Genomic DNA, 18,882 nt, shown 5'->3' on the forward strand with positions numbered 1-18,882 from the left:
GCATAAATTCAGGCTTTTTTGTAGATATTCTACCAATTATCTTGAACATAATGACCATTTTACACAGCAAATATTCTTTTTGGGAAAATATCATACTGTTCTAAGATGCATAATCCGGATTTTTTGAAAGCGCTTAAATAATTCTCTTGCCATTTTTTCAAACTAATAGTATGATAGAGATAAATAAATTGTATATCAGATCACATGTTACTGATTCGATCAGGCATGGTGGTAACAAAAGGGTAGTATTCTACCACTTTACCACCATGCCTTTTTTATTTTTTAATAAAGGAGAAATACGTATGCTCAGTTTTTTTAAGAAAAAGCGAGATCTTTCAATTTATGCCCCGGTCAACGGGGAAGTAATTCCTCTATCCTTTGTTCCCGACCCTGTATTTTGTGACAAATTAATGGGAGATGGAATTGCCATAGTACCAACTGACGGGCATTTTTGTGCACCGATAAATGGGAAAGTGATTCTCATTGCACCTACAAAACACGCAATCGGTTTAAAAGCTGAGGATGGGACAGAATTATTAATTCATGTTGGCCTAGACACGGTTGACTTAAATGGGGAAGGTTTTCATCCTTTTTTAAAAATCGGGGATTCTGTTTCCATTGGTCAACCACTCATGGACGTTGATTTAGCTTTTATCAACAGTCAGGCTAAATCAATCATTTCTCCTATTATTATTACGAATGATGATGAACATAAAAAACTAATTTCATTCACTGTGAAAAAAACAGTCCATATTGGAAAAACTGTTATTATGTCCATAACTGGATAATCCTCTTCCTAATAAAAACAGGTAAGGTGGTGAATGATGATGAAAATCTCCAAAATATTAAACAATAATGCCGTAATTGTTAGGGATGGAGAGGAAGAAAAAGTAGCTATTGGAACAGGAGTTGCGTTTGACAAGAAGAAAAACGATATTGTTAACCCCAATAAAATTGAAAAATTATTTGTTATTGAAGATAAAGAAAAATTACAACAACTATTAAGCCGAATTCCGGGAGAACATCTATTAATCTCTGAAAAAATTATTTCATATGCAGAAAAACAGTTAGGCACAAAATTAAATGATCACATCCACATTATCCTGACTGATCACATTTCATTCACAATCGAAAGGGAACTTGAGGGTATTCACCTAAGAAACAAACTTTTAAATGAAATTAAAATCTTATACCGGCCGGAATTTGAAATTGGACTTTGGGCCATAAATTATATAAACGAAAAATTACATATTAACATTCCGGAAGATGAAGCCGGTTTCATTGCCCTCCATATCCATACAATGAAACCGAAAAGTAAAAATTTAAAAGAAACGATTTATCAAACAACAATCATAAAAGATATGGTCGAAATCATAAAGAACCATTTGTCAATCCGAGTAGAAGAAGATGACTTAGCCTATCATCGTTTAGTAACGCACTTGCGCTATGCTTTAACTAGAGTAAAGGAATATGAGATACGCACACTGGATGATGAAATGATTGTAATGATAAAAAATAAATTACCAGTTTCTTATCAATGTGCTCTTGCCTTAGCAAAAGAGGTAGCAGACAAATATAATATTCACTTGTCTGAAGAAGAACTCGCCTATATTACATTGCATATTGAGAGATTGCGTAAATAAGTTCAATAAGAAATGTTGGTTTCTTAAAGGAGGTGATTATTTTCAAAACAAAAAGGAACCAGCTGCTAACAATTCAATTCTTTCTCTTCACAGGCTCTGTATAAACTCACATATTTTGGTGTTATATTTGATAACCTTTTGCAATTGTTACTTTTAACGGAGCCACTAATAAAACTTAAAATGGAGGTATGGTTAGAATGGTCATGAAGTATTTACAAAGACTTGGGAAATCATTAATGTTACCTGTAGCTGTTTTACCAGCAGCCGCAATTTTAATGGGTATTGGTTACTGGATTGACCCGGTCAGTTGGGGTGCGGAAAGTCCGGTTGCTGCCTTTCTAATTAAGGCAGGCGGTTCCATTATTGATAATATCCCAATATTATTTGCTGTAGGTGTTGCACTTGGAATGTCGAAAGAGCGAGACGGCTCTGCTGCTCTAAGCGGGCTTGTTGCCTTTCTTGTCACAACTACTTTGCTGTCAACCGCAACTGTTGCAATGTTTCTGGGAATTAAAGTAGATGCCGTGGATCCTGCTTTTGGAAAAATTGGAAACGCATTTGTTGGTATTTTATCAGGTATTATTGCTTCTTTATGTTATAACCGTTTCCATAATGTGAAATTACCGGACGCATTGGCTTTCTTCAGCGGCAAGCGACTGGTTCCGATTATGACAGCAGTTTCGATGATTCTTATTTCCGTTATCTTATTCTTTGTTTGGCCACCTGTTTACGGAGCACTCGTCGCATTTGGTGAAGCAATCGCAAAACTAGGTGCTGCCGGTGCCGGCCTGTACGGATTATTTAACCGCCTATTGATTCCTACCGGTTTGCATCATGCGTTAAACTCTGTATTCTGGTTTGACGTTGCCGGAATCAATGATATTGGAAATTTCTGGTCCGGTAAAGGAGTAAAAGGGATAACCGGTATGTATCAAGCAGGTTTCTTCCCTGTTATGATGTTTGGCTTACCTGCAGCCGCTCTAGCTATGTATCATACCGCAAAAACGGAAAAGAAAAAACAAGCAGCTTCTTTATTACTTGCAGCCGCATTTGCTGCATTTTTCACCGGTGTTACAGAACCAATTGAATTTGCCTTTATGTTCTTGGCACCAGCACTATATGTTGTACACGCACTTTTAACAGGTGTTTCATTATTTATCGCCGCAACATTCCATTGGACGGCCGGATTTGGTTTCAGTGCAGGTTTCGTTGACTTTTTCTTAAGTTCTCGACTACCTTTAGCTAACCAACCTTATATGCTCTTGCTACAGGGACTTGTATTTGCGGTTATTTACTATTTCTTATTCCGCTACTTAATTGTAAAATTCAACTTAAAAACACCTGGCCGCGAAGATGATGATGAAGTTGGTGAAATAGTTAATGCTCCCGGAAAAGATCGGTTCGCAACAATGGCAAAAATTATCTATGAAGGTTTAGGTGGAGATGCAAATGTTGTCGCAATTGATAATTGTGTAACACGTCTAAGAGTTGAAGTTAAAGACATGAGAAAAGTAGACCAACAAAAAATCAAATCAACCGGAATTTCGGGCATAAAAGAAGTCGGGCCAACAAGCATACAAGTAATTGTTGGTACAAACGTGCAATTTGTTGCAGACGAAATCACAAAGCTACGTAAATAACCTTATGACATGCCGAATAACAGGGTATGCACAATTCGCATACCCTGTTTTTATGAATTGGATAGAAGAAATGTCTCAGAGGAACCCTTTCTTGTCGCAAATTTGGGAGAGTTGCACTTGTTTTTGGAGACAAGACTCTTTTCTCGTTACCATTACGAAGCGGAAAATGCCACTTTTTGGCGACGAGACCCTTTCTCGTCATCTTTTTGAGCCAAGAAATCCCACTTTTTGGCGACGAAACCCTTTCTCGTCATCACTTTTGCCCGGGAAACGCCACTTTTTGGCGACGAAGTACCTTCTCGTCGTCTTTTTGAAGCGGAAAACTCCCTTTTTTGGCGACGAGACCCTTTCTCGTCGTCTTTTTGAGCCAAGAAACTCCCTTTTTTGGCGACGAGACCCTTTCTCGTCGTCTTTTTTGCCCGGGAAACCCCCTTTTTTGGCGACGAGACCTTTTCTCGTCGTCTTTTTTGCACGGGAAACTCCCTTTTTTGGCGACGAGATCCCTTCTCGTCGTCTTTTTGAAGCGGAAAACTCCCTTTTTTGGCGACGAAACCCTTTCTCGTCGTCTTTTTGAGCCGGAAAATGCCACTTTTTGGCGACGAGATCCCTTCTCGTCGTCTTTTTTGCACGGGAAATCCCTTTTTTTGGCGACGAGACCCCTTCTCGTCATCACTTTTGCCCGGGAAACCCCCTTTTTTGGCGACGAGACCCCTTCTCGTCGTCTTTTTGAGCCAAGAAACCCCCTTTTTTGGCGACGAAGCCCCTTCTCGTCACTAATTTTGCCCGAAATCCACCTGTTTTTGGCGACGAAACCATCCATGAGACAAAAATCTCTAAAAGAAACCTTGTCGAATTGTCCCAAGATAAAACATTTCAATTCCCTTACTGACATGTTTTTCAACAGTCTTTGTCAGTTACTTAATACTTCCAGAAAACATGGTATAATAATAAGATGAAAGATTGCAGGAAGGACTTTAAAAATGAACAATCAACGTTGGCTTTCATTTAACTACTTCACATTTTTCTTTACATGGGGAATTTTCATGCCTTATTGGACGGGCTGGCTAACAGGCGATAAGGGACTTTCCGTATCCGCTGCAAGTATTATTATTGGGGCCGGATTACTGACAAGATCATTTTCTACTTTGATTTTGTTCCCAGTTGCAACTAACCGATTTTCCATTAGCACTGTAATGAAAGGGATTGCACTTCTTTCACTCGTTCTGATGATTTCATATATTCCCTTTGAATCCTATAGTGTACTACTTCTCATTACCGTTTTATTTAGTCTTATTTATCCAAACTTAATGCCCGGTGTAGAGGGCAGTGCCACCATTTTATTAGCAAACGAAAAACTCGATTATGGAAAGAGTCGTTCCTTTGGCTCAATCGGCTATACGGTTGCTTTAATTGTTGTCGGGCTTGGGACTTCCTTATTTCAAGAAAAAGCAATTTATTGGTTAATGCTGGCAGGCATCGTGTTCATTATCTTTTCCCAATTCCAAGCGACTCCACTCATTTTGAAAACAGAACCGAAAAAACAAAATTCAAATACGAGTATAGGAAACTTCAAAAAACTCTTTACATCAAAGGAATTTCTTATCATTCTAATTATTTCCGTTTTATTACAAGGCTCACATACATCCTATTATAATTATGGATTTATCTATTTACAGGATTTAGGCATAAATAGTTTTTACATAGGACTTATTTTAAATGTAGCCGTTTTAGGAGAAATCTTGTTTTTTGCAAAAGCAGATTCGTTTCTGGCCAATATGAAAATATCGACAATGTACATCTGGGCGGCCATTGGTTCTACTTTACGGTGGGTTCTCGTTTTCCTTTTCCCGAATGTATTTGTTTTTATTGGTTCGCAACTTTTGCATGTGGTTTCCTTTGGTTATGCTCACTACGCCACGATTCAATTTATCTCGAAACGACTGAATACAAGCCAAATTCCGACCGCTCAAGGTATGTATACTGCTTTTGCCATGAGTTTAATTAATGCTTTGCTGACCTTCCCGGCCGGATTTTTATATGAAGTTTCGGCAAAGACGGCCTTTTTAGGAATGATCGCATGCACCATCCCGGCTTTATTTCTAACCTTGGCTACAAAACGAAAATATAACTATTAAAGGTGATTCATTGTGTCATGCCGCAATGAAGCTTTTTTCAAATGAGTTCCACAAATTTAGGGCACACATCACTTATGTGCCCTTTCCTTGTAAAAACGCTTTTATTTTATATTATATAAGGAAAAAGGGGAATCCAGCGCTGAATACGGCCCTCCGGAATCCCCTTTCTCTTTTTATTTTGGATTAATTACAATTTCTACGCGGCGATTTTTTGCTTTTCCTTCCTCGGTATTATTTGCTGCAATCGGCCTCGTTTCACCGAATCCATGTATACTAATCTGCATATGATTTACTTTTTCACTTTGTCGCAAATAAGCTTCTACCGCTTTAGCTCTATTTTCTGATAATGTCATATTATATTGGTCATCACCTGTACTGTCGGTATGTCCATTAATTTGAATAACTGTATCTTCTTTCAATGTTTCCAAAGATTGAATGAGCTCGTTCAATGTATTTTGGGCATCAGTTTTCAAATCACTTTTATCATGATCAAATAATATTTCGTCAGGTAATTGAATTTTTATTTCTTCATCATCTGTAGTGAGCATTGTTTTTTCCGGAGCTTTAACGATTGGCGGTTTCGGATAAAGGAGGACTTCAATCATATTCCCGCCTTCCTCATTTGGTTTCACCTGATCACCGCTCATTTTTTCAAATTGCCCCCCCATAAATTTCTTTCATTCTTGTTTCCAATACATGTGAATCATTTGGCTTTGAAGTAATGACAATAAATCCACTTTCTGTAATTGTATCATATGGAATTTGTAAGAAAAACGTACCGTCACTAACAACTTCTGCACTTAAACCAATCCAATTTTGTGATAGTGTTGCGTCTTTGGAAGAGTAATAGAAAGCGTTCAAACGTGTTCCTTCTAACAAATTTGATTTCCCTTTTACATAGAAATAATGATGGTCATTCGTTAGCTTCGTATCAATCCAAACTTTCGTGCTGACATAATCATCAGGAACCTCTTCCCTTTTTGGTGATTTAATCGGATACACGGTTTGTTTCCCATTCGGTGAAACAAGAACAGAAGCAAAGATTTTTTGATATTCTTCTTCCAGTATTTCATGTTTGTAGACAAATGGTCCTTTTAAGTTCTCTCCATGCTCACCATAAACAGCTTCAATCTCTTCCGGCTGTCCCAATCCTCCGAGAACGACTTCAATCGTCACTAAAACATATTCATGGTCTTGTAGATCTTGTGGTATTTCAAATGTAAAATTTCCATTTTTGTCAACAACAGTACCCTTCTCACAAAGCAAGCATATCGGATTTCGTATGGAAAAAGGTCGATCAAGCCAATCAATTTCTACATATGTCCCTTTCATTAAATTTCTTTTCCCTTTAACGACAATCTTTCCGTTTTCGTTGACTATTTCTCCACTTAATTTAATATTTGTCGGATTCTTTTTATCACCGTTATTTTTTGATTTCTCCTTTTGCTTTCCTTCTGCTTGGCTTGCATCTTTACAGCAACACGGCTACTATCTTCCCCTTTTGTCTGTTTTTCCTCACATCCAACTAAAAAAAGTATTGTTGCTAAAATCAGGAAAAACCAACATGATTTTCTCACCATATTCTCCCCTAAAATTACTAATTCTTAAAATAAATTAAACGATTTTCAACAAAAAAGGAATAAGCTCATAGTCCTAGAAAAAGTGTCATACGTGGACTTCAAAATAGTCACAACATTCATGAATATCCTTTGGCCTATAGAAAAGCTAAAACTCCTGCCTCATAATTCATGTACTTTTCACCCATCATTCTCTATATATAAATATCGTTTTCCAGGTCCTCTTGCCTTGGAATTATTAAATCAACATAAATAACCGATTTTGCCAATGTTTCTATTATTTGCTTAGTTTTCACGCACCGGTATCGCATCGGGTAGCATCAATCAACTGAAAGAGCACTTCCCAAATTTCACTATTAGTTTCTTTCAAGTACTAGTTTTAACTTTTGGTAAGTTTTTGGGTCAGTGAGTGTTCTTGATTCAAAGATAAAAAATTCCTTAAAAAATTGATGACAAGCAACTTATTATTAGATATAATTAGTACAATAAAACGTTGTGGTTTATCTTTTTTGCCAACATAAAATTGTAAATAAATGAACAAAGAATAGAGGAAAATTCAAATGACTGTCTTATCAGAGAGACTAAAAACGTTGAGGAAAAAGCATAAATTGACCCAGAAGGATATAGCGAATTATCTTGGCATGACCGAAAGTGGCTATGGCTATTATGAACAAGGAAGAAATGAACCATCCATTGAAACTTTGCAAAAATTAGCAGTTAAATATAATGTTTCCATTTCCTACTTAACCGGCGAGGAACATGAGAGGAAGAAAGCCTTGGTAGCCGATCATGAAATTGAATTGACGGAAGAAGAATTCAACTTCATAAAAGAATTGAAAAAACATCCTCTATTATTTCAAGAACTTGCTTCTGACCCTGCTAAGAAGGTGAAAGAACTTATTAAACTTTTCAGGGTGAAACAATTGATTTTAGAAGAAGATATTGAAGAATACGGGGATGTCAAATAATAAGTTTTTAAAGGAGTTACTTGCACTGAATGAACAAATTGTGGGACAAATTTTGGGAGAATTAAAAGGTATCAGAGAATCACAACAGGTCATGCAGAACGAAATTAAGTCAATGCAAGTCGAAATTAAGTCTATGCAAGCCGATATTATGGGGATTAAAGATTCCCAGCAATCAATGCAAACCGAAATGAAGTCTATGAAATCCGAAATTAAGGATATTAAGGAATCTCAACACTTAATGCAGACACAACTAAATGAGACAAACGAAATTGTTCGTGCCATAAGACATCGTCAAGAAGAAATGAAAACCAAACTTGATGCTCTTTCCATGGATGTTTATAGACTGCATGGGGAAGTTTTATCCTTAAAAGATGGACAAGAACGTCAAGAAATAATACTTGAAAAACTTTCTCTTCGTTCCATTGAACAAGAAGCAGAAATACGGGATTTAAAAAGAATTAAATGATTCCTTATGATTTGAAAAAAAATCAGCTTAATAAAATTCGAAACAGAATGGTAGATGAAAACATTGAATGACATGAAAGTTTCTCGACATAAAGTTAAAAAGAGGCCTCAATCCAAGCAGCAATTGGTTCGAGACCTCTAATTTTTATTTGTCAGTGAAACGATTATGAAACCTTATCAAATTGGCTGTTATAAAGATTTGCATAAAACCCGCCTTTTGCCAATAATTCTTCATGTGTACCTTGTTCGACAATATCCCCGTCTTTCATACAGAGAATTAAATCCGCATTTTTAATCGTGGAGAGTCTGTGCGCAATAATAAAACTCGTTCTGCCTTCCATTAATTTATCCATTGCTTTTTGAATTAAAACTTCTGTACGGGTATCGACGGAGCTGGTTGCCTCATCCAAAATTAAGATTTTTGGATCAGATAGAATCGCCCTGGCAATCGTTAATAATTGTTTTTGACCTTGGGATATATTGCTTGTTTCTTCGTTCAATTCCATATGATAACTATTCGGTAATGTTTTTACAAAATGGTCAACCTGTGCCATTTTTGCCGCTTCCATAACCTCTTCGTCTGTAGCATCGATTTTACCATAGCGGATATTATCCAAAATCGTTCCATTATAGAGCCATGTATCTTGTAAAACCATTCCGAAAAGCGTGCGCAAATCTTGTCTGGAGAAATTGTTTATATTGTAGTTATCGATATAAATTGCCCCTTCATTGATATCATAAAACCTCATAAGTAATTTAACCATTGTTGTTTTTCCCGCTCCGGTTGGTCCGACAATGGCTACTTTCTGACCGGCTTTAATTTCAGCGGTAAAATCTTTAATAACCACTTGTTCCGGATAATAACCGAATTTCACATGTTCAAAACGAATATTCCCCTGTATGGGTAAATCTTTCACCTTATATTTTACATTTTCATCTTTTTCCTCTTCTTCATTTAAAAATTCAAAGATCCGTTCTGCTGCGGCTACCATTCTTTGAAATTGGTTGGAAATATTTGACAACTGGGTGATGGGTTGAGTAAAATTACGGACATATTGGATAAAAGCTTGAATATCCCCAATGGTAATTTTCCCGTTTGATGCCATCGATGCACCAACGATACATACAACAACATAACCGAGATTTCCGACAAAGCCCATGACCGGCATCATTAAACCTGATAAAAATTCAGCTTTTCTCGCATTTAAAGCTAATTTTTCATTTTCTTTTTCAAAATCTTGTACTGCTTGATTTTCACCGTTAAAAGCTTTAATGACCACATGTCCGCCATACATTTCTTCTACATGACCATTGACGCGACCCAAATATTTCTGTTGGTTATTAAAATGCTTTTGTGATAATTTCACAACACCGATAATAAGGATCATTGATACAGGAATCATCCCTAGGGCAATCAAGGTTAACTTCCAGCTGATCGTCAGCATCATAATGAAAACACCAACAATCGATGCAACAGATGTCAAAAATTGGGTAATGCTTTGACTAAGGGATTGTTCAAGTAGATCGACATCATTTGTGATTCGAGAAAGCACATCCCCTTGGCTATTTTTTTGAAAATAACTAAACGGCAGTCGGTTCATTTTCTGCATAATTGAATTACGTAAATTATAGGAAACCGTTGTCGCTACATTAGACATAAAGTACCCTTGAATATACATAAATGCAGCACTTAACACGTACAACCCGATTAATAGAAGGATGATTTTCCCAATATAATTAAAATTAATTCCACTATCTGCACCCAGCATCATATTCTTAATACCTACAGCTAACTCATCTGTTGCCTTGGCTAAAATTTTTGGTCCGACAATGGAAAAGACAGAACCGGCAATGGCCAAAATTGCAACAAGAAACACATACCATTTAAAAGGATTTAAATAAGAAGCCAATTTTTTCAAGCTGCCTTTAAAATCCTTTGCTTTTTCAACCTGCATTCTACCCATTGGGCTTCCCGGATGGCGTCTCGGTTGTTTTCCTTCACTCATGCTAATTCCTCCCTCGATAGCTGTGATTCTACAATTTCCCGGTATTCTTCACAGCTCTCCAGCAATTCTTTATGGGTTCCTTTCCCTACGATTTTGCCTTTATCAAGGACAATTATTTGATCGGCATTAATAATCGTGCTAACCCGCTGAGCAACAATTAAAACGGTTGAGTCATGTGTGTATTGATCCAATGCTTTTCTCAATGCTGCATCAGTCTTTAAGTCGAGTGCTGAAAAACTGTCATCAAAAATATAAACAGGAGGCTTTTTAATTAATGCACGAGCGATTGATAAACGTTGTCTTTGCCCGCCGCTGACATTTGTTCCACCTTGCGAAATAGCAGTATGAATCCCTTCTTCAAATTCTTCAACAAAGTCTTTCCCTTGTGCCACCTCAATGGCCTTCCAAATTTCTTCTTCGGTAGCTTCCGAATTTCCGTATTGGATATTTGATGCGATATCCCCTGAAAATAGGAAGCCTTTTTGTGGCACATAGCCAATATGATCGCGTAATTCCTTTTGCGGCAGATTGCGAATATCAATACCATCAAACGTAATTCTGCCCTCAGTGACATCATAAAATCGCGGTATTAAATTGATTAATGTTGATTTCCCCGATCCGGTAGAGCCGATAAATGCTGTTGTTTCCCCTGGTTTGGCAACAAAAGATATATTTACTAAAATACTTTCTTCTGCATCAGGATACCGAAATGACACATGGTCAAATTCTATTTTACCTTTTGGATTCGATAAATGTTGGACCTCATCGCTATCAGTAACGATTAATTCTGTATCCAATACTTCCTGAACACGTTTTGCTGAAACTAATGCTCTTGGTACTAAGATAAAAATGACGGAAATCATTAGGAAAGCAATAATAATTTGCATGGCGTATTGAATAAAAGCCATCATATCGCCAATTTCCAAAGTGGAATCAGCAATCGCTTTTCCACCAACCCACACAATTAACAAACTAACCAAGTTCATAATCAACATCATTGCAGGCATCAAAAATGACATCGTTCTTTGAATAAATCGATTGGTTTTACGTAAGTGATCATTTGCTTTCTCAAAACGTTTTTCCTCAAACTGCTCATTACCAAATGTACGAATAACCATCATACCGGCAAGATTTTCCCGGCTGACCAAGTTCACTTTATCGATTAAAGTTTGTAACATTTTAAACTTCGGCATCGCAATTGAGAGAATGGCTATCATGAGTATTAACAAGGCAGCTACGGCAACGGCAATCGTCCAACTTATCGACACAGTCGTCCGAAGCGCCATCACGATTCCGCCAATCCCGATAATCGGGGCATAGCAAATCATCCGAATACCCATTAAAATTAAGACTTGAATTTGTTGTATATCATTCGTACTTCTTGTTATTAAGGAAGCTTGCGAAAACTTATCATATTCTGCACTTGAAAAAGACATAACTTTTTTGAATACATCCTTGCGCAGATTTTTGGAAGCAGTTGTCGCAACCTTGGTCGCAAACCAACCAACCACGATGGAAGCGACAACACTAAGCAGAGCCAAGCCAAGCATTTGCAACCCTTTTATAATAATATAATGGTTTTGAATTTGTTCTAAATTTACACCCAATTCTTTATAAAAAATTCTTGTAAAGGTGGTGGAAACTTGTCCGGCTGCCATAGAATCATCTTCGGCAGCTAAAGAAATATATTTGTCTAATTTCCCTGCTTGCTGAAGTTGAGTTAAGTAAGGAAGCATTTCATAGATTTTACTCGTATCAACATCGGATAAATTCGCATTTTTATTGCTATTAGTATTGCCTTGTGCCGCATTGATTTCACCCGCCATATCCTCTAAACTAAGTGTCAAAGCATAAGTGGCTTGTGTATAGGCTTTACCAGTTTGGGCTAATTTGTCTTGATCCGTTTCCGTTAAGACATAAATATTCTTATCTTTTACAGCCGGATAGTCACTTTTATACTGATCAGCTTTTGAACTCCCCGCTTCGATTAATGTATAACTATCATTCATAATGGATTGACTGTCTTTATCCATAAGCAACTGGATTAAATTCATTCCTTCTTCACTGATGGCATCCGGAGCTCCCTCTTCAATTCCACCCGTTTGAATGCCATTATTTACCATATCACTCATAAAATTTGGCAATTGTAATTCCGAAATTGCTTGCACAAAAAGAAACGCAATACAAATCAATATGGTTAGAGTGAAAGGTTTAAGATATTTTAATAATAACTTCATATAACATTTCCTCTCTATCTTTCAAATTCGTTTTACTTAAAAGTATTCTATCATTATCAAACACGATTTTGGGAATAATCGTTGAGCATGCGATTAGAATCATCCTCGCTTTTTTGTGATAACTTGAGGAAGGGAGATGTTTCCTAATTTTGATCTAAGTACCTCAGTATATTTTTCATCGCGTTCAAAATTTCTAAAAATTTCCTCGCAAAATATCAGGTAGAACTGCAATAATTTTTGCTGTGCTTCTTGTTCTGGCTTGACTAATTGGTCAAGTTCTAATAAAAATCGTTTCCCAAACTCATCAACGATTGATAATATTAGGTCCGTTTTCGATTTAAACACCAAATAAAAGGCTCCTTTTGAAATACCGCAAGCATCTGTGAATTGCTGAACCGCTGTTGCCTCGATTCCTTGATTTGCGAATAATTCAATAGCCTTTTTCATAATCGGTTTTTTTCTATTCATGTATTTAACCATCACCTAGCATGTAATCCATGACCAAGTGGTCACTATCTTAACAATTATGACGAGTTTTGTCAATGACATGGAAGAAAGATATTGTTGGAAATTGAGCGGAAAATTGAATTTTTACTCGAGTATTTTCCTGCAAAGTTTATAAGTGGTAGGGAAAGGAAACCAAGAATAAGGTTTCAGCATTCTTGGTTTCCAATTGTATACTTTATGGATATCAAATCACAATTAATTCTATGAATAATATTTTCATCCATGATGGAATCCTTTGACTTTCATATCTTATCGTTGTCATTTACATATCTGTTTAAAGGTAACAGATAATAAGTTTCCAATATGTTTTAAACATCTTTTTAAAAAAAGCTATACATGCGTTTGTTGTTCTTTCTTTATCGCTATCGCTCTGCTGGGGAAATCAGTCATAATGGTATTTACTTGTAATTTTAAGAGTTGACTAATTTCATTTGGCGCATTGACCGTCCAGACACGGATTTTGTCAGAGAGATTTTCCAGTAAATTTGTATTGCAGTCATGGATTCTGTTTTTCACATAATGTTTCACTTCTTTGGGAAGATCGACATGGAGCCGATCAATGGCTCGAAATATTCGCCTAAATACTTGTGGCTTTGACAATACCACATGTTTGTTCAAATGTAAGGCTTCCAAATGAAATGTCTTCATAAAGTCTTCAGGAAGAGAGATTCCTTCATTTAATAACCAAGCAATATTTGCTTTCGAATTTATTTCTCTCATACGCAAAATCGTGGGCAAGTGAAAAGATGAATAAACGACTTTCCTTCCTTTTCCATATTGTTCAACAAGATTATGAACCTTTTCTTCAATATGGTGATAAGCTACCATATCTGTTTTCAGTTCAATATTCAATTCGACCGGATACGGGGCCAGTAATTGCAACACTTCCTTTAATGTAGGAACCTTTTCCTTATCCCAAGTTGCATCATAATCCGGCAAATGTGCATAACGACTTCCGGCACTGACCTTTTTTATCTCAGCTAATGTTAAATCTTTAATCCAGCCGGTTCCACTTGTTGTGCGGTCCAATGTTTCATCATGAATGACTACAACTTCACCATCTTTTGTTAAATGAACATCCAGTTCAATTCCGTCAACACCGAATTCAATTGCCTTCATAAAACTCAGGCAGGTATTTTCCGGATATATTCCTTTTGCTCCTCGATGTCCATAGATCTTTGTCATCGGAATTCTTCCTTTCTTTATGAAAAAGGAGAAAAAGCATGGGGAACCATACTTTCTCTCTTGAACCTCTTCAGTAAAAATTTCTTTATTTTTTTCTGGCTTTATTTGCTTGTTCAATTGCATCATTAAATTGTTGTACGGCTGTTTTATATGCTTGGTCTACTTCTCCACCATTATAAACCGTTTCAAGCGCTGTTTCCATAATTTTGCGTCCTTGTGGAAGCATGTCCATTAACGCCCCTTGAGTCGCATAGGAGGATTTTGTCGATTGCAGCTGTTGAACTGTTACTTGCAGTTGTGGTTTTTCTGCCCAAGCTTCTTTCACAACCTCTTCTTCATAGGCAGCAGGGTTCACAGCAAAGTAACCTGTCCCGACATGCCATTTTGCTTGAACTTCCGGTGTTTGTAAATATTTCATAAATTCCCAAGCAGCTTTCGATTCTTCTTTCGGTTTACCATCAATCATCCAAAGACTGGCACCGCCAATGACCACACCTTGTCGTTCCTGATCCTCGGGATACGGAAGGAAAGCAATACCTACTTCAAACGGTGCATTATCAATAACATCTCTTGCACTTGCTGAAGATTGTAAGAACATCGCTACATCACCGGCTAAGAAACCGGCAACCATGTTATCCCCGTTTGTACCATAGTTGGCAAACGTACCATCGTCGACCATACGCTTTACCCATTCGAAAATGGATTTGCCTTCTTTTTCTGTCCAACCAATTTTCGTTGGTGTATCGGTACGACCATTATCATTATTTAATAATAATGCTCCTTGATTAGCAAGCAGTTGTTCCCATAACCAACCATAAGCCTGCAAAGCAAATCCTTTCATATTCGGATTGGATTTAACAATTGCTTTCGATGCTTCTTCCACTTCTTCAAATGTTTCCGGTGCTTTTTCCGGATCTAAACCTGCTTTTTTAAAGGCATCTTTATTATAGTACATGACTGGAGTAGAGGAGTTAAACGGCATCGAATAAAATTTTCCATCTAAAGAATAATAGTTGGTAATATTCTCCTCCAAGCCGCTCATATCATATCCGTCCTTATCAACAAATTCCTGGATTGGAATAATATTGCCACTGTTTATCATTGACATCGTACCAATTTCAAATGTTTGAATCATCGTTGGCGCACTGTCTGTTCCTGCAACAGCATTAAATTTTGTCAGTGATTCATCATATGTCCCCTGATATTCGGCATTTACCTGGATCTTATCTTGAGAATTATTGAAATCCTCAACAATGCTGTTTAATGTTTCTTGACCGGCACCGCCCATAGAATGCCAGAATGTAACAACTTGTTTTCCATCTTTAGCTCCAGCTTCATTATTTGTATTTCCGGTACTTTGCGAACTGTTTCCAGAAGCGGAATTTCCTCCAGCGCAGGCGCTCAGTAAAAATAGTATACCTAGACTAAAAATCATAATCAGTTTTTTCATATATTCTACTCCTCCTGATCACTCGATTCTTTTCAATTGGGAATCTTACTTGACAGCCCCTTCAGTTAAACCCTTTTGTAATTTTTTCTGACCTAAAAACAGCAGGATTAACGTAGGAATAATAACGATAACGGCACCGGCCATAATTACTCCCCATTCATTTAATTGTTCCTGTGTTTGTAATTGCTTCAATCCAATTTGAACCGTACGTACGGTGTCATTTGTTGTTGCCAATAACGGCCATAAATACATATTCCAAGCGGTCAAAAAACCGTAAATCCCTAAGGTGACCAAACTGGTTCGTGAAACAGGTAACACAACTGTCAAGAAGAACTTGAAATCTCCCATACCAATAATCTGACTGGCTTCACGTAATTCTTTTGGTATTCCTTTAAAATTTTGCCGGAGCAAGAAGGTACCGAACGCTGTCGCAAAAAACGGTATCGTCAACCCCGGATATGTATCAATCCAGTCTAAATCACGGATTAAATGGAAATTGGGAATAATTGATGCTTCAAAAGGAACCATCATTGTTGCTATAAAGAGATAGAATAGAAGGTCCCTCCCTTTAAACTCGATGAAAACAAATGCATAAGCCGCTAAAGATGATAAAATCAACTGGCCAAGCATAATGACAAACGAAACAATAAAACTATTAAATAAATATTCGGTTAATGGAAACCCATTAAAGGCCGCGATATAGTTTTCAATTGTAAACTTGGTTGGCAGGCTTCCTGTTAAAATATCCTGGTTTGTCATAAAACTCATCACAATTGCCATGATAGCTGGACCTGCAAGGAGGAGTGCTGAAATAATTAGCAATACATAAAATAAGAGTTTTTGCCCTGTTGAAAGAATCATTGATAATGAACTCTCCTTTCCCCCAGCTTAAATTGGATGACCGTCATGACGAGAATAAGAATAAATAATACGACCGCTTGTGCACTGGCTGAGCCAAACTGATAATTGACAAAAGCTTCTCGATAAATGGAATACACAATTAAACTTGTTTCATTTGCTGGCCCACCTTGCGTTAAGATATCTATTTGACCAAAAGTTTGAAAGCTATTAATCATAGATACCGTAATCACAAAAAACAAAGTTGGTGACAGCATTGGAATTGTAATTCTCCTAAGCTTATAAAAATAACCCGAACCTTCAACTTCTGCACTTTCATATAAAGAGCGATCAATTGACTGTAAACCACCAAGCAAGATTAAAAATGTAAAACCGATATTCATCCATATAGTTGTCACTGATACAGAAAGAAGTGCCCAGGCCGGATCCGTTAACCATCCAACCGGTTCTCCTCCAAAAGCTTCAAGAAATTTGTTTAGCAGCCCCATTGTTGGATTAAATAAATAAAGCCAAAATACAGACGCTGCCGCAACTGAAATACCGATTGTTGACGAGTAAATCGTCCGGAAAAGGCCGATCCCTCTTAGATTCTCATTAGCAAGGATGGCTAAAAACAAACTAATCAAAACTGTCGGAGGTACGGTATAGAAAACAAATAAAAACGTATTTTTTATACTTTGAAGAAAAATTGGATTCGTAAACATATTTAGGTAATTTTCCAAACCTACAAAAACCGTGGTTGAACCTTTTGCATCCGTCAGATAAAAGCTCAAATAGATCGTTTTAAACATAGGGTAAAAAACGAAAACACTAAATAATAGAATGGACGGGAATAAAAACAACATACCTTTGATAAAACTTTTCATCCGGGCACTCTTTTTTACACGTTCAAATTGATACATATACGTTTCATTCGTTTCAAGTGTCGGATTCATACTCATATCGTTATTACCTCTTGTCTTTTTCTAAGTTCTGCAGATTTTATGCGCTCGCCTGTTTCAGCATCAAAGAAGAATAGATGTTCAGGTAATATTTGCACAGGTACTTTCTGACCAAATTTGACCGGCCATTGACCCGGCCATTTTGCCGTCCACAGCTCTTTCCCCACAACAAATGCAATAGAAGTTTCATTTCCTAATTGCTCAACATTTACTACTTCAAAATAGATATTCCTTTCGCCTGTTGACTTACCAGACAGAAGATGTTCCGGACGAATACCCACTTTTATATTACGATTTTTTGAAAAATCCATTATGGATGATGGATTTACAGTGATATGCAATTGATTTTCAATGATTAACTGTTTTCGGTCTTCTGAAAAGACAGCATCTCCCACATTCATCTTTGGCGAACCAATGAAGGAGGCTACGAATAGGTTTTCCGGTTCATTGTAAAGGGTAATCGGTTTTCCTACTTGCTGAATTTCCCCACCATTGAGAACCATGATTCGATCCCCCATTGTCATGGCTTCGACTTGATCATGGGTTACATAGATCATTGTTAGTCCTAAACGCTTTTGCAGTCTTCGTATTTGTACCCGCATATTCGCTCTTAGTTTTGCATCTAAATTTGATAAAGGCTCATCCATTAAACAAAGCGGTGCATGACTGACAACAGAACGTCCCAATGCTACCCTTTGCCTTTGACCGCCTGATAGTTCCCTAGGTTTACGGTTTAGCAGTTCCGTCAATCCTAACATTTCTGCTGCTTCCTTGAGTCTTTTTTGTTGTTCCTGTTTATCAATCTTCCTAGCTTTTAATCCAAAAAGAATATTTTGTTCAACCGTTAAATGAGGATACAGTGCATAATTTTGGAAGACCATTGATAAATTTCGATCCTTTGGCGGAAGATGGTTCACTGTGTTTCCGTTTATTTTTAAGATACCGCCCGAAATTTCTTCAAGTCCCGCGATCATCCGGAGTAACGTACTCTTCCCTGACCCGGAAGGACCAACAAGAACAAAAAATTCACCTTCTTCTATCGATAGATTAATTCCTTTTAATACATCTTTCTGTTTATGATAGGATTTAGAGATATTGATTAACTCTACTTGGCTCATAAATAACCTCCTTTCAAATTTACATCTTCATTAAAGCATAATTTTCACTAAAAAAGATGACATTTACAAAATCTTCATACTATTTAACGTCCAATTCAATTACTTAAAACTAGGTAAATATTTTTAAGAAATCAACATAAATGGTAGCGTGG

At 37.0% G+C, this 18,882-nt stretch carries 18 protein-coding genes; 6 read left to right on the plus strand and 12 right to left on the minus strand.

Features of this window, described 5'->3' with window-relative positions; translation table 11 throughout:
- Positions 1–302: 302 nt before the first annotated feature.
- The 3 genes from LIZ98_RS06150 to nagE all read left to right on the plus strand — a co-directional run bounded on the left by LIZ98_RS06150 (position 303) and on the right by nagE (position 3,283).
- The gene (locus LIZ98_RS06150) at positions 303–788 is read left to right on the plus strand and encodes a PTS sugar transporter subunit IIA (RefSeq protein ID WP_227139223.1); all 486 of its coding nucleotides are present in this window, start codon (positions 303–305) and stop codon (positions 786–788) included.
- A gap of 36 nt (positions 789–824) precedes the next feature.
- Positions 825–1,643 carry a PRD domain-containing protein gene (locus tag LIZ98_RS06155; RefSeq protein ID WP_309240449.1) on the plus strand — a complete coding sequence of 273 codons (819 nt, stop codon included), beginning with the start codon at positions 825–827 and terminating at the stop codon, positions 1,641–1,643.
- Between the two features lie 197 nt (positions 1,644–1,840).
- Positions 1,841–3,283 carry an N-acetylglucosamine-specific PTS transporter subunit IIBC gene (gene nagE, locus LIZ98_RS06160; RefSeq protein ID WP_108897498.1) on the plus strand — a complete coding sequence of 481 codons (1,443 nt, stop codon included), beginning with the start codon at positions 1,841–1,843 and terminating at the stop codon, positions 3,281–3,283.
- Between the two features lie 253 nt (positions 3,284–3,536).
- Here the strand turns inward: nagE and LIZ98_RS06165 are convergent, their stop codons facing one another.
- Positions 3,537–4,103 carry a hypothetical protein gene (locus LIZ98_RS06165; protein ID WP_227202991.1) on the minus strand — a complete coding sequence of 189 codons (567 nt, stop codon included), beginning with the start codon at positions 4,101–4,103 and terminating at the stop codon, positions 3,537–3,539.
- Positions 4,104–4,263: 160 nt separating this feature from the next.
- Here LIZ98_RS06165 and LIZ98_RS06170 point away from each other — a divergent pair, with 160 nt between their 5' ends.
- Entirely contained in the window at positions 4,264–5,418 is a 1,155-nt protein-coding gene (locus tag LIZ98_RS06170) for an MFS transporter (RefSeq protein ID WP_227139228.1), read from the plus strand.
- A 173-nt stretch (positions 5,419–5,591) separates the two neighbouring features.
- On the opposite strand, the gene LIZ98_RS06175 is transcribed toward LIZ98_RS06170, so the two are convergent.
- The 3 genes from LIZ98_RS06175 to LIZ98_RS06185 are packed head-to-tail and all read right to left on the minus strand — an operon-like array spanning position 5,592 to position 6,995.
- Entirely contained in the window at positions 5,592–6,065 is a 474-nt protein-coding gene (locus tag LIZ98_RS06175; RefSeq protein WP_227139229.1) for an OmpA family protein, read from the minus strand.
- 4 nt (positions 6,066–6,069) lie between these two features.
- The gene (locus tag LIZ98_RS06180; RefSeq protein ID WP_227139230.1) at positions 6,070–6,750 is read right to left on the minus strand and encodes a hypothetical protein; all 681 of its coding nucleotides are present in this window, start codon (positions 6,748–6,750) and stop codon (positions 6,070–6,072) included.
- Positions 6,751–6,806: 56 nt separating this feature from the next.
- Positions 6,807–6,995 (minus strand): hypothetical protein, encoded by a 189-nt coding sequence (locus LIZ98_RS06185; protein WP_227139231.1) that lies wholly within the window; start codon positions 6,993–6,995, stop codon positions 6,807–6,809.
- Positions 6,996–7,555: 560 nt separating this feature from the next.
- Between LIZ98_RS06185 and LIZ98_RS06190 the strand changes: the two genes are divergently transcribed.
- Positions 7,556–7,963, plus strand: a complete 408-nt coding sequence (locus LIZ98_RS06190) for a helix-turn-helix domain-containing protein (RefSeq protein ID WP_227139232.1) — start codon at positions 7,556–7,558, stop codon at positions 7,961–7,963.
- A complete protein-coding gene (locus LIZ98_RS06195) occupies positions 7,953–8,429 on the plus strand; it encodes a hypothetical protein (RefSeq protein ID WP_227139233.1) in 477 nt (158 codons plus the stop codon). The genes LIZ98_RS06190 and LIZ98_RS06195 overlap by 11 nt, the downstream gene beginning before the upstream one ends.
- A gap of 163 nt (positions 8,430–8,592) precedes the next feature.
- Here the strand turns inward: LIZ98_RS06195 and LIZ98_RS06200 are convergent, their stop codons facing one another.
- The 8 genes from LIZ98_RS06200 to LIZ98_RS06235 all read right to left on the minus strand — a co-directional run bounded on the left by LIZ98_RS06200 (position 8,593) and on the right by LIZ98_RS06235 (position 18,730).
- A complete protein-coding gene (locus tag LIZ98_RS06200; protein WP_227139234.1) occupies positions 8,593–10,434 on the minus strand; it encodes an ABC transporter ATP-binding protein in 1,842 nt (613 codons plus the stop codon).
- Positions 10,431–12,671, minus strand: a complete 2,241-nt coding sequence (locus tag LIZ98_RS06205) for an ABC transporter ATP-binding protein (RefSeq protein ID WP_227139235.1) — start codon at positions 12,669–12,671, stop codon at positions 10,431–10,433. Before LIZ98_RS06205 ends, LIZ98_RS06200 begins: the two co-directional genes overlap by 4 nt.
- Before the next feature lie 99 nt (positions 12,672–12,770).
- On the minus strand, positions 12,771–13,139 hold the full coding sequence (locus tag LIZ98_RS06210; protein ID WP_227139236.1) for a TetR/AcrR family transcriptional regulator: 369 nt from the start codon (positions 13,137–13,139) through the stop codon (positions 12,771–12,773).
- Positions 13,140–13,508: 369 nt separating this feature from the next.
- Complete coding sequence (locus LIZ98_RS06215; protein WP_227139237.1) at positions 13,509–14,363, minus strand: glycerophosphodiester phosphodiesterase; 855 nt, start codon at positions 14,361–14,363, stop codon at positions 13,509–13,511.
- 85 nt (positions 14,364–14,448) lie between these two features.
- Positions 14,449–15,813, minus strand: coding sequence for an ABC transporter substrate-binding protein (locus LIZ98_RS06220; protein WP_227139238.1), 1,365 nt, complete (start codon positions 15,811–15,813; stop codon positions 14,449–14,451).
- Between the two features lie 45 nt (positions 15,814–15,858).
- A complete protein-coding gene (locus tag LIZ98_RS06225) occupies positions 15,859–16,674 on the minus strand; it encodes a carbohydrate ABC transporter permease (protein WP_041847034.1) in 816 nt (271 codons plus the stop codon).
- Positions 16,671–17,606, minus strand: coding sequence for a carbohydrate ABC transporter permease (locus LIZ98_RS06230; protein WP_162835735.1), 936 nt, complete (start codon positions 17,604–17,606; stop codon positions 16,671–16,673). The genes LIZ98_RS06225 and LIZ98_RS06230 overlap by 4 nt, the downstream gene beginning before the upstream one ends.
- Positions 17,607–17,608: 2 nt before the next feature.
- Positions 17,609–18,730 carry an ABC transporter ATP-binding protein gene (locus LIZ98_RS06235; RefSeq protein ID WP_041903664.1) on the minus strand — a complete coding sequence of 374 codons (1,122 nt, stop codon included), beginning with the start codon at positions 18,728–18,730 and terminating at the stop codon, positions 17,609–17,611.
- Positions 18,731–18,882 lie beyond the last annotated feature (152 nt).

The organism is Caldibacillus sp. 210928-DFI.2.18 (genome assembly GCF_020554505.1).
Lineage (GTDB): Bacteria > Bacillota > Bacilli > Bacillales > Caldibacillaceae > Caldifermentibacillus > Caldifermentibacillus hisashii.